General features: G+C 43.7%; 7 protein-coding genes, 1 pseudogene and 1 riboswitch. All 8 genes and pseudogenes read right to left on the minus strand.

The window, feature by feature from the left end; translation table 11 throughout:
- Positions 1-51: 51 nt before the first annotated feature.
- The 8 genes and pseudogenes from dnm_RS25430 to dnm_RS25470 all read right to left on the minus strand — a co-directional run bounded on the left by dnm_RS25430 (position 52) and on the right by dnm_RS25470 (position 23,548).
- A complete protein-coding gene (locus tag dnm_RS25430) occupies positions 52-4,899 on the minus strand; it encodes an SMP-30/gluconolactonase/LRE family protein (RefSeq protein WP_207679692.1) in 4,848 nt (1,615 codons plus the stop codon).
- A gap of 139 nt (positions 4,900-5,038) precedes the next feature.
- Positions 5,039-5,944: a hypothetical protein gene (locus tag dnm_RS25435; protein WP_207679693.1), complete on the minus strand. Its 906-nt coding sequence runs from the start codon at positions 5,942-5,944 to the stop codon at positions 5,039-5,041.
- A gap of 115 nt (positions 5,945-6,059) precedes the next feature.
- Positions 6,060-6,497, minus strand: a pseudogene (locus dnm_RS31035) (DUF29 domain-containing protein).
- Positions 6,498-6,510: 13 nt separating this feature from the next.
- The gene (locus tag dnm_RS25450; RefSeq protein ID WP_207679696.1) at positions 6,511-9,093 is read right to left on the minus strand and encodes an IPT/TIG domain-containing protein; all 2,583 of its coding nucleotides are present in this window, start codon (positions 9,091-9,093) and stop codon (positions 6,511-6,513) included.
- A 176-nt stretch (positions 9,094-9,269) separates the two neighbouring features.
- On the minus strand, positions 9,270-12,770 hold the full coding sequence (locus tag dnm_RS25455) for an IPT/TIG domain-containing protein (RefSeq protein ID WP_207679697.1): 3,501 nt from the start codon (positions 12,768-12,770) through the stop codon (positions 9,270-9,272).
- Between the two features lie 236 nt (positions 12,771-13,006).
- A complete protein-coding gene (locus dnm_RS25460; RefSeq protein WP_207679698.1) occupies positions 13,007-20,311 on the minus strand; it encodes an IPT/TIG domain-containing protein in 7,305 nt (2,434 codons plus the stop codon).
- 26 nt (positions 20,312-20,337) lie between these two features.
- Complete coding sequence (locus dnm_RS25465) at positions 20,338-21,696, minus strand: OmpP1/FadL family transporter (RefSeq protein WP_207679699.1); 1,359 nt, start codon at positions 21,694-21,696, stop codon at positions 20,338-20,340.
- Positions 21,697-21,883: 187 nt separating this feature from the next.
- Positions 21,884-21,964, minus strand: a riboswitch (cyclic di-GMP riboswitch).
- Positions 21,965-23,068: 1,104 nt separating this feature from the next.
- Positions 23,069-23,548, minus strand: a complete 480-nt coding sequence (locus tag dnm_RS25470; RefSeq protein ID WP_207679700.1) for a hypothetical protein — start codon at positions 23,546-23,548, stop codon at positions 23,069-23,071.
- Positions 23,549-23,579: the final 31 nt, after the last annotated feature.

The raw sequence follows: 23,579 nt of genomic DNA on the forward strand, positions 1-23,579 counted from the left end.
CTCATGATAAAATGAAATGATGAGTTACGAGTTTTTGTAATTGGTGAAACATTACTTTGCCGGAGCAAACCCATCCACTCCGGTTGGATCCGTGCGATATCCGCCAGTATTGTAAAACTCGATTGCTCGTAACAGTTCACTAAGATCAATGATCCAATCCTTCCTGCATCCGGTATTCTGGTCATCATAGTCCGAATTATGGGGAATACAATTGTAATCATATTCTGTATATACAACGCCGTCTTCATTAGGCGCAAATCCGTCAATTCCTGTGTCATTACAATGATAGCCACCTGCATTATAAAGCTGTATGACACGGTTTAATTCATCAAAATCAATATCATCGTCTCTATCAGTATCTGCGGTATGATATTTTCGACGTAATTCAAAATAGATATCGGGTGTTATTCCGCCATTACTGATGAAAATTTCATTCGGTGCAGGTGATTCATAGCCGACAGCTTCAACTTTAATTTTAGATGCTCCGACAACATGGGGAATAATAAGATAGCTTTCTTTATTTTTATTGGGAGGGGTATAGGCCGGCACCTCGGTATTATCAATCATAAACTTTGCATTTTCAATTTTCTTTCCAGAATCAGTATCTGTTACAATACAGGTCAGTGTTCCGGTCAGTTCAGTAGCTTCGGGAAGATATATTTGAAGATCATATCGCGTGTCTGAACATGAGCCTGACGAACTGAGTTTGACATAATAAAACCCTTCCTTATCTTCAGGGCATCGCCAGTCCGTCGTATTTCTTCCATCAGCTTCTAATGTTACACCATCAGCAGCATAAACTTCAATAAAGACATCACACCCCTCTTCTCTGTTGCGTGTCTCAATCGTATAAGTTTTACCGGCAATGCCGTAAAACATTACCCAGTCACTCTCATCTCCGTCGTAAAAATTGTGCTGATGAGGTTTATCACCTGAAAGAAAAAAACTTGCGCGGCTGAAGTCATCATCCTGTTCATAGCTATCCTGCCCGGCTGACTGATAAACAGGAATTTTTTGACACAGTGATATGTTACCTGATGAGTCTTCGGCATAAATAAGTACCTGATAAGTACCAAAAGCATTAAAACATTCCTCGCAGATTCCTTCGTATCTGTCTTTGCTTAATGAAAATTTCTGTAAACCTGCCGCGGATTCATTAACCTCACAGGAATTATAATTAGGAGGAATGACAACTCCCCATATGCTTTTTATTGTTCCGCTGGTTGTCATATTTTTTACTTTTATGGTGGCTGAGGTTTCTCCTCTGTTTAATTCAATAGGTTCTGCTGCTTTGGCAATGGTTTCATCTCGTACCATTCTGATTCCTGCACCAATGGTATAATTCATGGCAATCTGTCCGTCTGATCTTTCATTGGCCGTACCATTACCGTTATCATCCAGTCGGGAGGTTTTATAGCGGGAACTGGAGAAAAAATTTAACGCATTTCTGGCGTTAAGGAATGCATCACGAACATTTACACCGTTTGAGATGCTTTTCCAAAAAAAAGCAGAAAATGAAATGGCATCCTGTGAAGAAAAAATGGCTGGCTGATCTCCTGATGTACCGGAGATAACAATACGGTCTTTATCCTGAGGAGAGGTCAGTGATGAAATAAAACTTCCTGAATAGTCCGCATCATAAATAACCGTCACCTTACCCGGAATACCCGCCTGAAAATCATCAAGCCATTTATCCAGGTCTGTAACTGACAGAGCCTCATCTTCATTCATATGAAATTTTCCTGGTTTACCGTTTCCCACCAGATAAAGAACAAGGTCATAGGTATTCTCCTGGTTTGCCCATCTCTCAATCACGTCATGCAGATTATCCGGACTGGGCATTTCGGTTTCAACACCTGTGAGAAAGGCTTCCGTGGCCATAAGGTAGATCGCATCATCCGTGTAATATTGCATTTTCAGAGCGTTGTAAGCCATCTCAGCATTTTTCTTTATAACCGGCATATGGGATTGGGATTCTCCGGCAACAATGATTGCCCTGCGTATCATTGGTTCTCCGACTGATACCTTAATCGGCGATTTCAGCACAGATGTATTTCCATTGCTGTCTCTGGCATGAATAATCACCTGATATGTGCCCTGGATGTTGAATTGATCGTAAGCAGCTTCGTAACGCCCTTCATTTCCATTATATGCCAAATCAACACAAGGGAATTCCAGAACAGGATTGCCTGATGATTCTCTGTCACCATAAGAAGGAGGAATGATCATTGCCCACACATGATCAACAGTATCGCCGTCATTATCCCTCACCTTTGCATATAAGCGGGCAGAGGAACTGTTGACGGAATATTCGGAAGGCGTGCCATATATTTCCGGCCCCTCCCAGTTCATTTGCGTGCCGCTGCCGAGAAAAATCTCATCGGTCTGATCATTGTCAGAAGGATACATCAGCGGAATCTGTTCAGATTCCGTAGCCCTTTTGACAGCTTTTCGAGCTTGTTTAAACGCATTTTTCAGATCATCACCGTTGAAGATGTTTGTCCAAAAAAAGCCGGAGAAAGAAACCGATCCCTGAGCCATAAAATAGGCACTCTCTTTGTCAGATGTGCTGGTGATAACGATGTGCTTTCCCTCTGTAAGTTTTTTCAGGGAAGAATGAAAAGTTCCGGATTCACATGCGTCATAAACCACAAATATCGTACCGGAAATTTTATCTGCGAATTTTTTTAACTCTGACCGTAGTTTGTAAGCAGAGAGAATCTGAGTCTCATTCATACGAAATATCTTTTCTCCGCCATGATTCACAAGATAAACAACAATATTTTTTATATCTTCTTCTTCACTTTGATTCAAGATATGTGATATGATCTGATAAAAGTTATTTTTTGTGGCCTCTCCGTTTATATCTGGTTCACCGTCACCGTCCAGATCAAGTTTCGCCACATCTGGTTCGCCGTCGCCATCTAAATCAAGTTCGGTGTCGGCAGTCAGATAATAAATGTCGTCTTTGCCAAATCCCTGATAATTCAGCACCCGGTAGGCATAACTCGCAGACATTCTGGTGGCATTCCACAAATTGTTGCCAGGATACGGCCCGCCCCCCGCGATGATAATGGCTTTTGAAATTCCCTCTGACGAATCTGTTTGCCTGAATACCTGAATGCGGTTGTTCAGGGTATCCGCGACATAGACACTGCCATTGGTGTCCGTACATAAATAAGTCGGTGAATTCAACTGTCCAAGTCCTGATCCGGATTCTCCCAAGCTTGTCACAAAACTTCCGTCCGGTCCGAACTTCTGAATGCGATGAGTCAGAGGATCCGAAACATAGACAAAGCCGTCATTGTCAACAGTCACTCCCACAGGATTTGCAAATACCCCGTTTCCGGAGAAGCCGAATGTCCCCCACATCTCAGAACTGCCGTCAGCATTGCGTTTCTGAATACGGCTGTTTTCCGTGTCTGTCACATATATTATTCCCTTGTGAACCGCCACTCCCGAAGGTTGGGAAAATGTCTCTTTAAATCCTTCCCATTTCTGATTAAAACTGCCGTCCGGATTAAATTTCCAGACAAGATCATTTTGCGTATCTGTCACATAGATGGAATCATCTTCACCGATCGCAACATCTGAGGGACCGTCAAATGCTTCCTGCTCAATATCAGAACTTGCCCACCTGACAAAATTACCGTCTGAATCGAATTTCAGAATCCTGTCTTTATTTATGTCTGCCACATAGACAAAGCCCTGAGAATCAACAGCCATCCCGTAAGGCCAGGCAAAAGTATCTTCTTTGCCATCATTTTTCCATGATTCCCATTTTCCTTCAAATTTCCCTTCCATGCTGAACTTGAGAATACGCTTGTTCTCCGTATCTGCCACATAAACATGCTTGTTGATGTGATCAATTGTCACACCAAAAGGACGGTGAAATTCCTGGTTTCCATTGCCAAAACTTCCCCATTTGACAATAAATCTTCCAGTATCCGAGGTCAGTTTGTGGATACAGTGATAGTTCCAATCCGCGACATAAAGAAAGCCTTCACGATTTGCCGTGATTCCGGCGATGTCGTAGAAATATTCTTTGCCGCTGTTTTCATTTCTCCAGTTCTCTACAGGATCGCCCTCTGAGGTGAATTTCAGGATGTTTCGATCTGCCGCATTTGTCACATAGACAAAACCGGCTTCATCAACAGCCACTCCGGAAGGCAAGGCCGTTGTTCCGTCTTCTCCGGAACTAAGTGACCACTTCTTTTGAAATTCGCCTGTTGTGTCGAATTTTTGAATTCGGCTTCTTTCGGTGTCCGCGACATAGATAAAGCCCTTATTGTCAACCGCTATGTCAGAATAAATCCCTTCGTCAGAAACTTCCTCCGCGCTGCCTTTAATATTCCAATCTTTTTTCACAACCTGTCCGTCTGTGGTGAATTTCAATATCTGGCGTTTCTCCGGGATGAAAACATAAACAAAGTCTTCGTTATCAACCGCGATCCCGGGAACTCGGGAGTAACCTTCGCTACCCTCTTTTTCTTCATACCGCCATTTTTGCTTAAACTGGCCGTCTGAATCGAATTTTTGAATACCGTATGTATCTGTGACATAAACATAGCCTTTATCATCAACCGCGATCCCGGCAATTTCCGGTATGATTCTTTTTCCTCCGATTTTCCACGGTTCAATCTTCCATTTGGCTACAAATTGTCCGTCTCTTGTAAATTTCTGAACACTGTGGCTTCCGCTGTCTGAAATATAAACATATCCGTCCCTGTCCGCTGCCACGTCCTTTGGCTTGCTGAAATACCAGGGGTGCTGCAACGTGGGCCACATGCGTTCGAATGTATATGTTTCTTCAAAATCTTCCTCAGCCATTAAGGAGGAAACAGGTAAGGACAGTAAAAAAATAAGACTGACAACAGCAAGCAGGACAGGCTTTGACATATTCTTTTTTCCGAATTTCACTTTGCGTATTTCCTTTCTTTGGTGATTCCCAATCACATTCCCAACAGCAGAAAAATGATCTGTAAAATTACTCTGATTTTTTCATAATTATGGGCTTTTCTGAAATATTAAAAGCAGTTCAATGCTTCGGAAAAAGTCGGGTTTCGATTTCGGACAAAGCTGCTTTCAATTCATCAAGGGTTTTTGTTTCCAGTTCCTCCTGAGAATACAGGTTTCGTTTCAACAGACGTTGAGCCATAACGATTTCACCGATTACTTTGCCTCTTGCTTCTCCTTCAGCCTTGCCCCTTGCCTCACCTTCAGCTTTTGCGGCCTGAATTTTATCATACCATTCGGGATAATGATCTTTTATAAACATTTCTTGTGTATATGGCATATCAATTCCCTCCAACGCGTAATATTTATAAAGCTTCTCAATATACGAGCTGACTTCCCCAAGCAGCCATCCATCCTTTTCAAGTTTGTTCCGGCTTTTTACGATCTGATCCGCATTGTCGGAAAACAGGCCAAGAATCGGATGATTGGTATCCCGGGTGATAATAAAACGCACAGGTGTCAGCACGTTGAAATCATAAATTGTTTCAGTGATACGGTCAATAAGATTTTTCCCCTCGAACCGGGAAAACAAATCTTTCGGAAAATGATGGGTTACGACATACAGATTCACTGTACTTTTGGAGTGTTCTCCAATAGTTTTCATTTTTCTGTAATTGGTGAAATGTCCGTATAACTCTTCAAGTGCTGTCATATTAAACACTTCCCGGAATGACTTGAATGAGATGAGATTATGTTCGTTCAGTTGCTCAAAGCCCTCATAATAATTCGGATCAGCAAGCACATCATAGCGAATTTTTTCTTTTCTTCTGACCACCACCATATCAAGCCGCTGGACTTTGGCGGATAAATCCATTTCCACCACGGTTTCACATCCCAGTCGTTCGAACAGGGGTGTCATCATCAGACCCCACAGACGATGCCAGTCTGTGCGGTCAGGTTTCTCTGAAAGTTTTCGAGTATTCATCATTGTTCCCTATCGTAATCCGCCCAGCTTCAAAATATAAATCGCATCTGCTAACCCGATCTTTAACTTTTGGCAATCCTGTCCCTTCTTTTCATTTTCCGCTTTTCGCTAAAATTCATCAGGATAAAAATCTCTTGTCCAAAGCCTGTTCCATGGAATAGGGACAGGTTCGGGGAAAATCAGCTTGGGGAATACCTGTTTCGAGCGCGGCATATTCCACGGCATTTGCATAGGCTTTTTTCACTTTTTCGTCAATTCCGTGCTTCAGGCTCGGACTGGTTTCCAGCAACTGGATGATCTGCTGTCTCTGTTCCACAATGCTTCTTTTCCAGGTTTTTGAACGCTAATCCGGTTCAAATTCCCACCTGAGCAGATGGGCAAACAATATTTTCAGGCGATTGGTCAGTTCCCGATGCTGGCTTTTTCCCATTGTCTCAAGTTCCTCTGCTATGTTCTCCGTGTCAATTTCAGATACCCTGCCCTGCCTCAGAAGCCCTGGGTTGCGCTCAAGCCATGCACAAAAATCATTTTCGTATTCGGTTGTCAGATTATTCATAAGAAACCTCTCCTTATTCTGCTCCTGCCACTTTTTTCAGAATATAAATGATATCCGCCAAACTAATCTTTTCATCCCCGCCGACTTCGATATTTGAGTCAATATAATCCGGGCGGATTGTCAGAGAATCGTTTGTTCCGGCCAGCAGTTTTAATACAATAACAGCATCCCGCAGGTCAACACTGTTATCTCCGTTCACCTCACCTTTGCAGGTTTGAATAACTGTGCTTTCAACAGGTGAAGCCTGATCTCCTTTCTCATCTTTAAGATAAATGAAAATTTTATAAATCCCTGTCTGGGTAAAATTTTCATAATCAGCTTCATAAGTTCCGTCATTGTTGTCGTCGGTCAGATCCACCGAAGGCATATCTGTTATCGGAATCGTGGGATCATCTGAAGCTTGAGGAGGGATGATGATTGCCCATAGTCTTTGAATGGGATTCAGAAAAGCAATGTCACTGGCCCAGAGTGTTATGGAATTTTCACCGCACCCCAGCGTTTCTTTTTCAAAGACCTTTCCAATATGGGGAAGCTCGGTTCTCACAGATCGCCCCAGCCCCACCATTCGCTTTTCAATCTGGTTTTTGTCAGTGTCTTCGTTTCCAATCCCGTTTCCATCTGAATCAAGCATTGCTGTCTGATCAGCCTTCATTGTTTCCTTAGCGTTGACAAAAGCAGAATAAAGATTACCGGTGACTCGCAATGTTTCCCAAAAAACATAAGAAAAAGACGTTTTGCCGTCATTTAGAAACCATGCCCGTTCCGTGGCAGAAGAACTGCTGATGAAAATTCGTTTTTTTTCCGATGGCGGTGTCATCAGAGGAAGAAAGCTCCCTGACATGGCAGAATCATAGATGAGTATGACTTTTCCATCTCTGGTTTGTTGAAATGTGTCCAACCAGCCATCCAGTTCGCCAGCGTTCAATATATCCATCGTTGTGGTCGAGTTAAGATTGAAGGTATTGTCTCCGCCGTGTCCTGTCATATAAAGCAAAAGTTCGTCAGCGTCTTCAGCCCAGTTCTTTATGGCTTCGGACAAATTTTCCAGCGTGGTATCCCCGTCAACGTCTGTCACGCCATCTCCTGTAATATCAATACCAGTTTCCGGGTTCAGATAGCAAATGGTATCATCTGTATATCCCTGATTGATGAGCGTGTGGTAAGCTTTGTTCGCGCATGTGAGCGTGGCGTTCCAAAGTGCATTCCCGGAATAGGGGCCGCTTCCCGCGATAATGATTGCCTTTTTTTGTTTCTGTTTTTCCATATCTTCGGAAGCTTCAAAAACAAGGGCATCAGATAATTCGCAGGTTTCACTTTCTGCGGATATTTTCAGGGAATATGCTCCTGGTTCTGAAATATCAGCAAGTGTCAGCCCAAGTTCTGTTTCACTGACAAGATTTATATCCGTGATCTCCTTCTCATCTCCGACCAGTTCCCCGTTCTCATCTTTTCGGAACACCGCAGCACTTGCATTCTCACCAAACCCCGTGCCTGTCAGCGTTATGTCGAGATTTTCATTGGTCACTCCGATTTCCGTGTGGACCGAACTGACGCTCAGGCTCATGTCTTGGGAAACACAGCAATTTCTCTGACTGCCTTCCCATTCTTCACCGATTTGTTTGCTGCTGAGAAAATCCCGCACATCGCTGTCTTTTGCCCAGAGACAGTTTCCGCGGAAATCACTTTGCCTGTCCGCAAGATTGAGAAGATTTGATATTTCTTTGGGAACAGAACCGCTCAGATAGTTGGTCTTTAAGGAAATAACCTGAAGTTCGGACAAATTTCCCAGGGCTGCGGGAAGTTTTCCTTCAAGGTGATTGTTGTCCAGACGAATTTCAACGATATGGGTTCGTTCCTCATTGCAGGTGATGCCTTTCCATGAGCATTCAGTTCCGCGGTCTCCGAGCCAGTTGATGTTGTCGTACCAGTTTTCTCCGTCAGTATTGTTGTAAAGTTCCATCAGGGCTTCTCTTTCAGACAAAGGGCAGCCAGTAAAATAAGTGTAGCATTGCTCGCAGATGTCTGCCTCCTCGTCCGGATGGCTGACAATGACATCCACGGTACCTTTTTCATGTTCCGGAGTTTTGCAGTTTATTTCCGCGTCTGATACAATTTTAACCTCCGTGGCCTGAATCCCATCAAAAGTAACGCTTGCTCCTTTTTTAAAATTGGCTCCTTTTAGCGTCACCAATGTGTTGCCGGAAATATGTCCCTCATCCGGAACCAGGGGCGGTATGATGACGGGCGTTCTCACAGCTTTATATAGGAATCCTTCGTCCGAGTCTGTCACGGCGGACTGTCCCTCCGGATTGATCACCGTCACTTCTGCCTTGCCTGCTGTATTTCCAGGAACGATGCAATCTATGCCAGAAGCACTCCTGAATATTACCACCGTTGCCGCTATGCTGCCAAAGAACACTTCTGCCCCCTCGGCAAAATTTTTTCCAATAATTGTCACCTCTGTTCCGCCGGACGCTGGTCCCTGATTTGGAACAATCACGTTTATATCCGGAACGGCGGCAGCATGGGCATTGTCCCTTATAAAAGCTCCTATTGTCAATAAAACAAGACCAGCCATGATGATTTTTTTTGCCATTTTTTCCTCAATGTTTTATTGTCTCTGAAATTATAGAACTCCCTTTTCAAAAGTACAGGGAAAGCAGATAAGAAAAGGAAAATGCGCCTTCCCTTTCTTATCTGATTTCCCTGTACTTTTTCAACAAAATCCGTTACAATCACATAAATCCGGCAGAGATGGTTCGGATTTGCCAATCAGCGCAAACCCGCCAGCGACTGCAAAAGATAAATTCCATCTTCCAATCCGATTTTATCATCTCCGTTCACGTCAACAAAGGGCAGATATCGTTCTATGGATGAATCTGTGATGGTCATTCCTCCTGTTATTTTCAACACAAACAGTATATCGCTGAGTCCAATATTCCCGTTTCCGTCAATATCGCCTTTGCATTGTTTGGTGATCGTGATTTCTTTGGGCAGGGATTCGTTAAGCCCTGTATCAACCGCATATACGATAGCCCGGTACATCCCCAGTTCGGTCAATCCTTCATAAGTGGCTTCATAAGTGTCATCTTTCCCCTCAGCAGGAGAAAGTTTGATGGAAGGAAGATACGTGACTTCTTGTTCAGGCAATTTTCCCTCAACATAGGAAGGCGGGATGATTCTGCCCCATACAACAAAAATATCGTTCAGACTGCTAAGGGCGCTGACCGAAATCGTTGCAGAAGTTTCTCCGCAACTCAGAGTGATATTTTCAGATACAACATTTTCGATCACAGGATAACTAACGGCCGCCACACGTCCCCTGCCGATAATGATATCGTCAGATATTATCAATTCACCTTTGTCGTCGCTAATGATATTTATCTCGCCATCACCGTCAATATCAATAAGGGAAGTCTGCCCAATCATCATATTTTTGCCGTCAACAAAGGAACTGTAAAGTCTTCCTTTGTTTTCGACAGCATTCCAGAAATGATAGGAAAATGAAAATTCACCGTCATCCAGAAACCACGTCCGCTCCTCCGCGCTCGTGCTGGCAATCACATAGCGTTCTTTTCCGGCTTCAGGTGTAAGAAGGGAAAGAAAACTGCCGGAAACACAGGCATCATAAATAAAAATCAGCTTGCCGGGCATAGTTTGCTGAAGATCATTCAGCCATCCGTTCAGCACCGTTGCTTCGAGGATTTCCCCATCTCTCAGCTCGAAAGTGCCGTCTCCGCCGTGTCCGGTCATGTAGATCAGCAGTTCGTCAGCACCAGGCTCGATGGTTTTGGCCCATATTTTTATGGTATTTTCAAGATTTTTTTGCGTGGGTTCTGCATCCACATCACTCACACCGTCACCGTCCACGTCAATGTATATTTCCGGGCTGAGATATTTGATGCTGTCATGCGAATAGCCCTGAGACATGAGTGCGAGATAGGCACGGTTCGCACAGTTTTTCGTGGCGGTCCAAAGGACATTGGCGGAATATGAACCGCCGCCTGCGATAATGATCGCCTTCTTCTTTTCCTGATCATCAACCTCGCTTTGATAAGCTTTTATGGTTATTGCCCCCTCCAGCACATCATTTTCATCATTGGAAACCTTCAGGGCATATTGCCCTTCTTCCTTCTGCGCGGGAATGGTCAGTGTTATTTCCGTGCTGCTGACCACCGTAATCATTGTAATCTCAGTTTTCTGTGACTCGTCCCCGGATTTGAAGATATAAACCTTTGTGGCTCCGTCAAATCCGGTTCCTTTCAGGGTTGCGGTAAATTCCTTGTTTGTTGTCCCGATATTGGGATAAATGCCGGTGATGCTCACGCCCTGATCAGTGTCAGATACGAACACGGTTACGTCTTCCGGGTTCACATTATTGAAATTTCCGTCCGAACTGATTGCCGGGGCAGTCAGAATTGTACAGGTCTGCAATCCGTCAGCAATTTCGTCTTTTTCGGGAATCACATAAGCCTTTGCGCCATGGTTCCAATTCTCGGCACTGAGTGTGACAGAGGCAGGATATACGTTGCACTCACTGAGGTTTGAACTGTAAAGTTTCACGATGACATCGCTCTTGTATTCAAGACCAGGAGCGGGCTTCACAGTGAAAGAAAAAAAGAGATCGTCTAGCTGGCTTTCATCTTCAGGAATCTCGGCATATTGGGATTCATCCACATTAAGACTGGCCGGTATCACGAGAAGAGATGTTTCCGGGAGCTTACAAAACGATCCGTCCTCCTTTTGCTGGACAAACCGGAAATCTTTGTTGCCTAACTGCTTCTGGTTGAGGAATTCCGTGAGCGGTTCTCCGTCGTCGATGCAAAGATGATTCCATGAGAAATCACTCTGCCCGTCTTTCAGATTGAGATCGAGTATTGTTTCCGGAATCGGCGTTCTCGCCTTGTTGTTTTTTATTGAAATCACCTGAAGATTTGAAAGGTCTGCAATGCTTTCGGGAAGTGTTCCGTCAAGGTTGTTGTTGTCCAGAATCAGTTTTTCCACATGCTCCTGCCCCGCGTCGCAGACCACGCCTTTCCATGTGCATTCGGTGTACTTATTGCCGAGCCAGCCTGTTTTGTCTGTCCAGTTCTGACCGTTTGTGTTGGTGTAAAAATCAATCAGTGCCTGCCTTTCTGCGTCAGAAATGCAGGTATATTTGTAGCAGTCCGAGCAGGTGAAAGACTGGCTGCTGTTGTTTACCACCACGTCGGCAATCCCGATATCCGAAGCCAGAGGCGTCGTGCAGATAATCTTATCGGGGTAAACACTGACATCGCTCGCGGAAATACCGCTGAAAGTAACTGTTGTTGTCCCGCCTGTGAGAAAACTCACAGATTCATCTCCTGGTTCAATTGTCACTGTTGTGCCGCCGTATGCCGGTCCCTGGGCAGGACTCAATTGAAGGGGGATGACAAGATAGGTATAAGTGCTTATGTCGCATTGCCCGTCAGCGTTTCTCACCTCCACATCCACCTCAATCTTTCCATCCGGATCGCTGGGATCACATCCTTGGCATAAAGGGGTCGGACAGGTTATCGTTGTATCTGAAACTACATTGATATTTGTGGCTTTCTCACCGCCAAACGTCACCATGGCTCCCTCAAAAAAGTTGGCTCCGTTTATGGTCACAAATATCCCTCCGGAGATAGGCCCCTTGGAGGGTTCTATTGCCATTATTGCCGGTGGGGGCTGTAGAATATAATAAAAACCTCTCTCGTAAGTGGCTGTTTGTCCGTCCGGATTGGTTACAACGATATCAGTTGAGCCGTTCTCATTCGGAGGAGTTGTACAACTTATCTCCGTGGATGACAGGACTTGAACATTTGTGGCTAGAATGCCATCGAAAGCCACTATGGCTCCGTCAGTGAAGTTATTGCCTGTGATTGTTATGTCATCACCGCCAAATTCGTAGCCATTGTCAGGATTCACTGTGTTTATTGTGGGCGGCGGATCATAAGTGTAAGACACGCTGCCGGATGAAGAGTCATCCGGGTTTGTCACAATCACCTGGACCACCCCCGGAATATGGGCGGGCGTGGTGCAAAACAGCTTTGTTTCGCTGACCATCACCTCTGTGCCTTCGATTCCTCCGAATGTCACACGGGTTCCCACTTCAAAATTGGAACCGGTGATTGTGATTTGAATGCCGCCGGATGCGGGGCCGTGCCCTGGGTCAATTGAACTGATGATGGGTGTGGCTGCATGAGCATTTCCGAAAATACTTACTGACACTGCTAACAAGATAAGAAAAATACTGATCATTCTTTTCATGAAGTTGTTCCTTTTGATTTAGAGGTCTTGGATATCCGGACATCCTTTTCTGACCTGTAAAACAATTTTGCTGATTGTAACGGATTTCGGGAAGGTCAGTATGACAGCGGATTTTAGGATTGACCGGATACCCCAGGTCGGGATCGGCCCGAAATATCCGTTTCATCCTCTTATCCGATGTCATATTCCCGGGCCTCCCCGAAATCCGTTATAATCAGGCAATTTTTATGTTGCTACTACATCTCCCCTGCCAGCTTTTTCAGAATATAGACCGCATCCGCCAGACCGATTTTTCCATCCCCGTCTGCGTCGGTTCCATTGTTGTTGATCAGGGATTGATCAGAAACATCAGCTCCGGCTGCCATTCGCAAAAGGATAATCGCATCTGCCAGTTCAACCGTTCCGTTTCCGTCAAAATCGCCTTTGCAGTAATTTCTGACAATTTTTGTATCTTTGGGAATAGATTCATATAATCCCGTATCAATTGCATAAACGGCAACCTTGTAAGTTCCAGGTTTGCTAAAGTCCTCATATATACCTTCATAGTTATCGGAATCATCTCCTAGTGTAAGCTTTATGGAAGGAAGATGGGTAACTTCTTTTTTAAGCTCTTCTTCAGACAAATTTTCAGAAAAATAAGGCGGTATAATCTTTCCCCATACTACAAAAATATCGTTCAGCGATTTGGCAACATTTGCGCGGATACCTGAAGATGTTTCGCTACAAGACAGAACTTCTTTGTCCGCAAGCAAACTGACTATTTGGGGACGCTGTCCGCCGCTAGCAGCCACACGTCCCCTGCCGATAATGATATTGTCAGATATTATCAATTCCCCCTTGTCGTTGGTAATAACATTTATCTCGCCATCACCATCAATATCAATAAGGGAAGTCTGCCCAACCATCATATCTTTGCCGTCAACAAAGGAACTGTAAAGCCTTCCTTTGTTTTCGACTGCATCCCAAAAATGATAAGAAAAGGAAAATTCACCGTCATCCAGAAACCATGCCCGCTCATCCGCACTGGCGCTGGCAATCACATAGCGTTCTTTTCCGGCTTCGGGTGTAAGACGTGAAATAAAACTGCCGGAAACACAGGCATCGTAAACAAAGATCAGCTTGCCGGGCATTTCGGTCTGGAGATCATTCAGCCATCCGTTCAGCACTGTTGCCTCAATGGTTTCCCCCTCTCTCAATTCGAACCTGCCGTTTCCGCCGTGTCCGGTCATGTAGATCAGCAATTCGTCAGCAAGAGGCTCACTGGTCTTGGCCCATTCCTTTATAGCATTTTCGAGATTCTTTTGCGTGAGTTCTTCGTCCACATCACTCACACCGTCACCGTCCACGTCAATATATTTTTCTGGATTCAAATAGTTGATGCTGTCATGCGAATACCCCTGAGACATGAGTACGAGATAAGCCCTGTTCGCACAGTTCTTTGTGGCTGTCCACAGGACATTGCCGGAATATGAGCCGCCGCCTGCGACAATGATCGCCTTCTTTTTTTCCTGTTCATCAACCTCGTCTTGGCTGGCTTTAATGCTTATTGCTCCTTCCAGCACATCATTTTCATTTTTTTCATCATCGGAAACTTTCAGGGTATATTGCCCTTTTTCCGTCTGAGCGGGAATGGTCAGCGCTATTTCTGTGCTGCTGACTGATGATATCTGCGTAATCTCTGTTTTGTTCGAATCATCTTTATCTTTGAATATATAAACTTTTGTACTACTCTTATCAAACCCGGTTCCCCTAAGTGTTGCTGAGAGTTCCTGGTTGATGACACCAAGATTGGGATAAACCTGCGTAAGCGTCAGCCCCTGATCGCTGTCACTTACGAATACGGTCACATCTTCGGGATTCTCGTTATTGAAATTGCCGTCCGAACTGATTGCCGGGGCAGTCAGAATTGTACAGGTCTGCAATCCGTCAGGAATTCCGTCTTTTTCGGGAATCACATAAGCCTTTGCGCCATCGTTCCAGTTTTCCGAATTGAGCGTGACAGACGCAGGATATACGTTGCACTCACTGACGTTTGAACTGTAAAGTTTGATGGTGACATCGTTCTTGTATTCAAGACCAGGAGCGGGGGTCACAGTGAAAGAGGAAAACAACGTGTCCAGCTCGTTTTCATCTTCGGGAATCTCGGCATATTGGGATTCATCCACATTAAGGCTCGCCGGCATCACGATAAGAGATGTTTCCGGGAGCTTACAAAATGACCCGTCCTCCTTTTGCTGAAAATAGCGGAAATCTTCGCTGCCCACCTGCTTTTGTTTGAGGAAGTCCGTGATCGCATCCCCGTCTTCCGTGCAGAGATAATTCCATGAAAAATCACTCTGCCCGTCTTTCAGATTGAGATCGAGTATTGTTTCGGGAATTGGCGTTCTCATCTTGTTGTTTTTTATCGAAATCACCTGAAGGCTTGACAAGTCAGAAATGCTTTCGGGAAATGTTCCAACAAGGTTGTTGTTGTCCAGAATCAGCTTTTCCACATGCTCCTGCCCCGCGTCGCAGAACACGCCTTTCCATGTGCATTCAGTGTACTCATTGCCGAGCCAGCCAGTTGTGTCCGTCCAGCCACCTCCGTTTGTCTTGGTGTAAAGATCAATCAGGGCCTGTCTTTCCGTGTCAGGAATGCCAGTATATTTGTAGCACTCTGAGCAGGTGAAAGACTGGCTGCTGTTGTTCACCACCACATCAGCAAGCCCGGGTTCCAAAACTGCGAGGGTCGTGCAGATGATCTTATCGGGGTAAACGCTGATATCGCTGGCAGAAACACCATCGAAAGTCACCGTTGTCGTACCACTTTTAAGAAAACTCACAGAGTCATCCCCCGGTCTGATTGTCACTGTTGTGCCGCCGTATGCAGGCCCTTGAGCAGGAGTCAGTCTGAGGGGGATGACAATAAAGGGATAAGGTTCTGTGTCGAACTGCCCATCAGTATTTTTCACCTCCACATCCACGTCAATTTTTCCGTCCGCATCGTTGGGATCACATCCTTTGCACAAAGGGGTCAGGCAGGTTATGGTTGTCTCTGAAACCGGATTGACATTTGTGGCTTTTTCACCGCCGAAAGTGACCGTGGCTCCTTCGAAAAAGTTGCGTCCTGTTATTGTCAGAAATACACCGCCGAACATGCTGCTTTCTTCAGGATCGAAAGAGATTATCTCAGGTTTGGGGTTGGCCATGTAATAAAATTGACCGCAGGTATCTCCATCTTCACATGATTGTCCGTCAGGATTTGTTACAACGACTTTGGCAGAACCATTATCATTTGGAGGATTTTTACAGGTTATCTTCGTGGATGACAGGACTTGAACAACTGTAGCTGATATCCCACCAAAAGTCACTGTGGCTCCGTCAACAAAATTCTCCCCGGTAATTGTTACGTCGTCACCACCGAATTCGTAGCCGCTGTCAGGTTGCACCCCCTTCTCGTTTATCGAAGGCGGCGAGTCATAGGTGTATGTGGTGACGGGAGTGCAGTCTCCGCCTGCGTTGCTTACAACAACATTTACCTTCCCTGCTGCATGAGCAGGAGTTTCACATTCTATGCCTTTGATTATTCTTGATTCCAAAATATACTTGATATGCTCAATCTTTGTACCTCCGAAGCTGACTGTGGAACCATTGAAACCGGTTCCTGTTATTATGACTGTTGTGCCACCAGTAGCAGGCCCATTGGAAGGGTCTATTCCGGTAACTGAACAGTCTATAGGACAATCGTATTGGAAATAGCCGCTGTCATCATATTGACCATCTTCATTTGTCACCTTTACATCAACTTCTCCTGGAGCATTGGAGGGAATCTGGCAGGTGATTAATGTAGCTGACTTGCTTATAATTTTCTGAACTGGAGATATGCCGAACAAAACAGAAGTGTTATCCTTAATATCGAAATATTTACCTGTTATCTCTACTTTGTCACCAGCACCGGCACAATCATCACCTGGTGTTAAGACGCGAGTTATGCTTTTAATTTTAGGCGGCGGGTTGTAAGTGAATGAAAGAGCCTCTGAAGTTTGCTTGTCCGGATTAGTCACTATGACTTTGACTTTACATGCTGGCTTGCTGGGATCATCACATGCTATATTGACGGGAGCAGTGCATGTTATTATTCCTCCGGAGCCGCTTGATCTGACAGGATCGTTTTCGCCGAAAACAACTGTCGCCCCGGAGACAAAGTTGCTTCCTGTTATCTTTACGTTTTTGCCAAGAGATGCAGGACCAAAGTTAGGTTCTATGCTGGAGGCAATTGGTGGAGGGTTGTAGGTGTAACATTCTGTAGGGCATGGCTCGCCTTGACTGTCCTCATCCATGGCCCGCACATAAACCTCACCTGCCGAATGAGCAGGAGTTATCACCTCTTCTATTTTTGTCTCGGAGGTGATAAAATTGCCAGTAGCCTTCGTGCTGCCAAACCTAACTTCCACGACATTGCTAAGGTTTTCTCCAATTATGGTTACTGCTTCTCCGCCACATGCAGGTCCGTTATCTTTTTCTACTCGTATTACAATGGGAACAGGTTTGGTTGTTGAGGCAGAAACTTTTTTTGTAGGCTTACTGATAAGCGTATTCCCTTCATCTCCGTCATACCTTTTATAAAAAGAAACGGCTTGAAGGTAAAACCAGTATGCCGTATCAGGTGTCAAACCTTTCACTGTAATTCTCTCTTCTTGCAGGCTTTCTGTTGCCGGGAAGGGGGAATCCTCTGAGAAACGAGGAAAGTCCGGATTTTGGGGATCATAGAGTTTATAACCACCTAATTCAGAAGTGGAATAATACACCTCGTAGCCCCCGTTGCCAAAATCGTATTTTATAGCATCCCATGCTAAAGAAATAGATGTGGAGGTTGTTTTCGTTTCATCTACAAAAAAATTGGCATCTACCGGGGCAACAGTTTGGGTATTTTCCCAGTTACCGCCGATTTGTTGGCTCGTAAGAAAATTATGAGTACCACCATCACCAATATTCGTATAAAGTTTATTGAACCGAAAATCGCTGCTCGGTGTCTTCGCCAGACTGTCTTGGAGACGTTGTAAATCCGAAGGCACTGGACCTTCCAACATATTACCATTTACCCATATAACTCGCAATGCCGGGAGATCACCTAATTCCGCCGGAATGGTCCCCTCCATATGATTATTATCCAGTTTGAGTTCTGTCAGTCTTGTTATTTTTTCTAACTCTGGAGGAATTTTACCAGTCAGTTCGTTATTACTGAGATAGAGCAAAAAACCACCCTCTCCAGCTTCTTGATCAATAAAAACATCTCTTGCAAGAATTCCCGATCCCAACTCCACAGGAATTTTACCTGTCAAACCACAGTCATTCAACCGAAGTTCTGTTAATTCCGATAACTGATTTAATTCTGAAGGAATACCGCCTGTCAAATTTTTATTGTCGGACAAATTAAGCTTTGTCAGTTCTGAAAAATTTCCGATGGATGTAGCAGGAATTGATCCGCTTAGAGTTTGGGAAGACAAATCAATTTCTGTGACATGATTTTCTTTGCCAGCCTCACCGTCATTATTATCACAAGTTACGCCCGGCCAATTGCATTCTTCCCCAGGGTCGCCGAGTTCACCGGCGATTTGATCAGATTTGCCCGTGCTGTTGAAAAGATTAATCAGAGCATTTCTTTCATCAAGCGGGATACACGAAGTGCTGAAAGTAACTACTTTAGTATATTCACTTTCGATAAGATTTGAGTTGGAAGGGTGAGAATTTGCTATTGTGCGGATCCGAAAAGAATACTCTGTACATGCTTCCAAACCATCTGTACCGGTAAGTGGAAGAGAAACAGTGTTTAAATCCGTTGTCTCTTTATACCAAGAGGTATCAGCAGGATTGGTATATTCAATTTCATACTTCCCACCTCCGGAACCGTCAAAGGGAATTTTATTCCATTTTAAAGTAATCTTATATGGCTCCGTCAATGCGCCACTTTCATTGGCTCTTAATTCCTGGGGGGCAAAAGATTGATAATTTCTCCATTGATCCCCATACTTGAAATTGCTTGCAATCCATCCATCTAAACTGTCATCCAATTTATAAAGAGCATTCCACCGAATATTACTTTCTGTGGCGTTTAGATCGAGCACACTCAAGTCAGAAGATATTTCTTCTGTGAGTTTATTTGAAGCAACATTAAGGATATCCAGATTGGAAAGGGTTTCAAATTCTTTGGGAATACCACCTGTCAGGCGATTATCGTTGAGATAAAGCTCGGTCAAACTTGAAAGGTTTCCAAGGTCTGATGGAATATCGCCTGTCAACTGGTTGTTAGACAAGTTAAGCTTCTGCAAATTGGGCAGATTACCCAAATCAGGAGGAATCCCGGAATCATTATCGCCCAACTGATTATTGTTGAGATAAAGCTCGGTCAAACTTTCGAGGTTTCCAAGCTCTGGTGGGATATCACCTGTCAGCCCGCATCCCGATAGATTAAGCGTCAAAAGTTTTTGAAGATTCCATGTTCCTGAAGGAATACTCCCTGAGATATCCGGATTTTCCGATAGATCAAGGCGTTGTAATTTCTCAAACTTATTAATAACATCAGTTCCGGGAATGGTTCCGTTAAGGCCGCTTCCATTTAAATTGATTTCCACAACATGCTTTTTATTATCATCTTCAATACAGCTAATTCCCTGCCAGCCACCATCACATTCGCCTCCGGCCTTATCAATATCCCAGTCAGTCCACTCTGTTCCGCCGCCTGTGCTGGTGTAAAGAGCTTCCAACGCTTCCCTCTCGTCGGGAACAATACCTTCCGTTATCACATCTACAGTGTTAGAGTCATCACTTATCAAATCAACATCAGCAGTGAGGACGGTGCGAACTGTGAAAGAATACTCTGTGCCTTGTGTTAAACCACTTATCTTTGTTTGTATTTTATCTGCTATCGGAGTAATATTAATATCATCCTGACAAACGTCTTCACCATTATTGAAATATTGATAGGTTATATTATCGTAGCTATCACCCGGCCATTCCAGCGTTATTGAGTCTGCTTTAGCTGCCACAGTTATATTATCAGGTGCAGAGACAGATAAAGAGGGACAATCAGACAAAGATAAATCAGCAATATTCCCTAACGTCAACGGAATGCTTGTCAAACCTGTATTTTTAGACAAATCCAGCTTTGTCAGATTTGGCAGTTCCCCTATTTCAGCAGGAATGCTTGTCAAATCTGTGTTTTCAGACAAATCCATCTCTGTGAGATTTATAAGCTTGCTTATAGAAGAAGGAATTGAACCGGTGAGATTATTTTTGGATAACTTAATTTTTGTAACTTTAGTTTTAAAAACATCGCAGGTTATGCCATACCATCCACAACAATTACTGCTGAGATTGACGATATCCCAAACATCTTGGCCCTGAGTAGTGTTAGTCCAATTACTGCCCCCGGTGCTGTTATAAATCTCGACCAAGGCTTCTCTTTCATCACTTGAAATAGCTGCGTGGGCGTTTAATAAAACACCTCCCCCGAATACCAGTAAAAAAACAAGTACGAGTACGGTTAAATCTTTCCTTATCATTTTACTCTCCTTTCCCCTTTTGGGTTTTAAAAATGTATAATCACAGACGAATAAACTGTATGTTCTTCAACATCCTGTGAAAAATCAAAATCCCTGAGCATATATTCTCCGGTGTCATTTCCGAATCTGTATTGATAGGCAATATCAAAGATAAACCAGTCTATCCCGAATCCGGTTCCGACACTGAAACCGAAAAAGTCATCCGGGCTTCCCTGGGCCGGAGCAGGATCATAAAAAATTCCAAGCCTTAGCGGAATCACATAGCTGTGAGGCTGAATAAAAAGATATTCCACCCCCACTCGTATTTGATGGGTCGGATCAACATCACATTCATCAATATCCAGCCCCGTGACTGCTGATTTTTCTTCTTGTTTTTCTTCATTATGTATAATAAAATCATCCCATTCAGTTCGATAAAAATCTGCGGCGATTGTCAGCCTGTCAGAATGTCTGTAAGCAATGCCAATGCCGTAAGACATGGGCATATCTATGGTTTCCTTACAATTAGAAGAGTTGCATACTTCATCCTCCGGTTCTGATCCGACATACTGGAAAGATGTGCAAAATAATCGGTCATGCTCCAAATCCGCCTCAAAAGGAGTCTTGAAAACTGCTCCGAGAGTGAACTCCTTGTCATTTTTAGAAAAAAGCTTCCACATCACCCCAAAATTCATATTAAACCCTTTAAACGAATATTGGTCCTCTCTTTCTATTTTGTGGGTAAACATGGCACCTTCATGGAATCCGTTTCGCTGTTCAACTAATTTTTGTTCCCATTCATTTTTGCCCACATCATTATCCCAGAAATTTAATGTAAATCCAAAAGAAAGCTGGCGTCCGAGCATCACACTGTAAGCAATTCCCAAAGCAGTCAGACGTCCCTCCTGTTGGTAATCCATATATTTATTCATGGATAAACGCTCTGATTCCAGGTCAAAAGAAAAATCAAATTCACGGGTAAAATCATAGAGATGCTGATGATTCAGCGAAATGATCATAGGAAATTTTCCCAAATTGAAAGGATAGGCAGCGCTGAGGTAGTTCAACTGGAATTCAGACACACTGTCATGTCCGTTTCCTTCGGAGTGAGTGCCGAAAGACTTGTCTTCAATACGATGAAACCCGGCCCCCACCATTGAAATCTCCCGAAAATCCAACTGAATAAGTCCGCCCGGATTCCATGATGCGGCTGTTGCATCGTCTGCAATTGCGATAAAAGCGCCTCCCATTCCAAGTGCCCTGGCACCTGAACCCACAGGGTTGGGAGATGACGCAATCTCAATTTCTCCCTGAGCAAAAGAATTCAGACAACTCGTGCAGATTATGATCATAAAATACGCAGTGAAAACAGTAACCTTTTGGATTGATTCAGCATGTTGTTTCATTAATCAAAACTTTTCTTTTTAGTGGTTAAACAGATTTTAAGTTTTTGGTAATTATGGTGTGAAAGAAATGGAAGATAACACGGAGAGTATAATGAGGATAATTTTTATCTGAAATCAGGCACATCTCACACCTATCTCCTGCACGAAATGGAGCAGGCTCCGGAAGAAGCACCTGCAAACCATTTCATCCGGCAACCCGCCATCCAAAGATAATTTTGGACCGAAAGCTTTGCGTCCCAATCTTACGATTGGTTTGCCTTTTACGAACAATCTGGTTTAATAGAACTTATATTTTATCTTTATTAATATATCTCATAAAGCTTTGTCAAGCCTAAAACCTTGAATTTCACAACGCATATATTTTATTTTTTAAACGCAACACTATGTTTTTTACATAAAAAATCGAAAACGCCTGCACTGTCAAATCAAATTTTGACATCCTTCATAGAAGCTAATAAGCAGTTTGCACTTTCCGGCCTGTAGAACAATTTTGCAAATTGTTCTACAAAAAAGTGTGAACTGGCAAATGAAAGAAGCTCAATTTTCAACCCCCCTTATTTATGAATATGCAAGGGGGTCTTATTTTCTTATAAAATAAATTTAAAAAAGTTATCAAAAGGATTGGTTTTGGATTATAATTGTCTGTAAGAATTGAGAATATTTTTTTTTAAAACGGGTCTGATTTTTTGTATCTGAGAGGGGGGTTGAAAAGTCCCGTATGGACGGGTATCTTTGTAGCAATGACATATCCCCGTGTTTCCGAGTTCCGTGGGGACGGCATATTTACAGCAAATGACAGATTTTGTGTTTCCGAATCCCGTGGGGACGGTATATTTGTAGCAATGACATATCCTCGTGTTTCCGAATCCCGTAAGGATGGCATATTTGTGACAATGATATTATGAATAAATATGCCGTCCCTACGGGACTCGGACAGGGGCAGACATCTTTATACTACAAATATGCCGTCCCTACGGGACTCGGGAACTGGCTTTAAGAAAAAATTCTGATTATAACGGATTTGGGGGAGGCTGGCCAAGCCCCGTAGGGGCGGCATATTTGTAGTAATTCATTATCCCGGGCCGGTCAAGCCCCGTAGGGGCGGCATATTTGTAGTAATTCATTATCCTAGGCTGGTCAAGCCCCGTAGGGGCGGTATATTTGTAGCGAATATGCCGCCCCTACATGGCTTGGCGGGGGCTTGCAAACCTGCTGCTACAAATATGCCGCCCTTACAGGGCTTGACCGGCCTCCCCCAAATCCGTTATAATTAGAAAAAATTAATTGTTGAGGGAAATATTACCCACTGTTGTGAAGGATACCTGAAGGGATATTTGGAAAGGAAAAGCCCAATAACTGATGTTGGCGGAAGTTATGTCTGACTATTTATAAACCGCTTGAATGCGCTGATAAAGCACATTGTGATTATACCTAAAATAGCCCATAGCAATTGCCCTATCTTTTCTTTGGCCACGGAGAATACAGTGAATTGTAATGTTATTATCACTATCATCAGTATAAACGCCCCAAGAGATGTTAAAATCCATTGATTTTTTAGCGGGGTATTTTTCGGCTGATCTTTTCGGCCATTCTCCGGAGTGAGTCCGTACAATCCTGAACCTATAGCAAAAAAGCCTATTTCCGGATAATCCTTTAATGTCGTCAGACCCCCCATAAAAAGTACAGCAAAAAAAATTCTCTGATACAGTTTTTCTTTCTTCTGACCTTGCTTTTCCTGGTCTTGTTCGAGGATTTTATGCTTTAGATCCTTATCCTTTTTATCCTGATCAATTTCATTTTTCAGTTGATCGTGACCCAGGTCCCAGTAACGTATATGTTGCCAAAATTTCATCAGGTTTGCCGAAAATAAGTAAAGTTGGTTA

The organism is Desulfonema magnum, assembly GCF_017377395.1.
GTDB classification, from domain to species: domain Bacteria; phylum Desulfobacterota; class Desulfobacteria; order Desulfobacterales; family 4be13; genus Desulfonema_C; species Desulfonema_C magnum.